General features: G+C 59.2%; 1 protein-coding gene. It reads left to right on the top strand.

Annotation, left to right across the window (positions count from 1 at the left end; all coding sequences use genetic code 11):
- Positions 1-136 precede the first annotated feature (136 nt).
- The coding region (istA, locus tag Q669_RS14080; protein ID WP_200861806.1) for an IS21 family transposase at positions 137-1,626 on the top strand (1,490 nt) is incomplete at its 3' end.

Genomic DNA, 1,626 nt, shown 5'->3' on the forward strand with positions numbered 1-1,626 from the left:
TGTTAATGGCCAATTAAAGTGACCCACTACTGGCCATTAATTTTGACCCACCCCCGGGTGGCCGTCAGGCCACAGAACCAGCTACTGTCCCCCGCTTTTATTGATGGCCGGGGGCATGTCAGTGAAGGAGTGGGTTGTGATACACAAGATCAAGGCACTGCACGATAACGGTAAAGGATTGTCGATCCGCGCCATCAGTCAGGAACTGGGGCTGTCCCGCAATACCGTCCGCAAGTATCTGCGGATGGATGAGAACGCAATTTCGGAACAGATTGAAGATCCCTCACGCACTAAGCGCCTCGACGATCACCGGGAGTACCTGGTGCATTTGCTCAAGCAATTTCCCAAGCTCAGCGCCGTCAAGATTGCCCGTAAGCTTCAGGCAAAGGTCGGCGACTTACCGGCCTCAGATCGCTCCCTTCGCCGCTATGTGCGAGCGCTCAAGGAGGAAGTGGCCTCGGCCCAGATGCGCTACTACGAACCCATTCTGGACGATGTGCCGGGTGTTCAGTGCCAGGTGGACCCCGGTGAGTTGCGAGGCGTGCTGATCAGTGGCGAAGAACGCACGCTGCATTTTGTGGTGTTCGTGCTGTCTTACTCGCGGTTGATGTACGTGGGTCTGGCCTTCCGGCCGCTGGATACCCAGACCTTTATCCAGCTCCATGACGAAGCCCTGCGTTACTTCGGCGGCCTGCCCGAGGAGTGCGTTTACGATCAGACCAAGCTGGTGGTGATCAACGAGCAGTACCGGGAGCTGACCCTCAATCAACGGTTCCATGAGTATGCCACCACGGCAGGGTTCCGGATCCATGCCTGCGAAGGCTACGATCCGGAGAGTAAGGGCAAGGTGGAAGCCGGCGTGAAGTACGTCAAGCAGGATTGCCTTTACGGTGAAGTCTTCCGGGATCAGGAACACGTGCGCCAGCACGTGCAGGACTGGGTTGAGAGCGTGGCCAATGTCCGCATCCACGGCACCACCGGCGAACCACCCAGGGAACGCTTCGAACGGGATGAGCGAGAACACCTGGAGGCCTATCTGTCACCAGCTTGCGTGCAGCCGGTGGCCCACGAGACACGTCGGGCCGACAAGACCGGCCTGATCGCCTGGAAGGCCAACAAGTACTCTGTGCCCATGGCCTGGCAGCAGGCCCGGGTGGGCGTTCTGGAGTCCGGCGGCCAACTCCATATCAGCGACCTGAACACAGGCGACGTCATTGCCAGCCATACGCTGTGTTCCGATAAAGGCAAGGTGATCAAGAACACCCATCACTACCGCGATCATGCCGAGCGGGTGGCCACCCTTGAGAGCAAGATCAATGAGATGATCGGTAGCGAAGTCGGGCAACGGTTGTGCCAGCAACTCAAGCGTTCCGAGCCCAAGATCTACAAGGATCAGTTGGTGGCTACCCGTGACCTGCTCAAGCGCTATGCACCCGTGGATCCGGCATTGATCACGACGCTGGCAGAGCGTCGTGGCATGACCGCCACACGGCTGCAAAGCTACCTTGAAGCGGCCCAGGCCGCCGTTCTCCGGGAGCGGCAGCCGGAACCTCTGCCAGAACCCAAGGAAGCACTGGACCTAAGTGCTTACCGCCGTGTTGGCCACTCCAGTGGCCAGGGGGTGAC

The sequence above is a fragment of the Marinobacter sp. C1S70 genome, assembly GCF_000475355.1.
Classification (GTDB): Bacteria; Pseudomonadota; Gammaproteobacteria; order Pseudomonadales; family Oleiphilaceae; genus Marinobacter; species Marinobacter nauticus.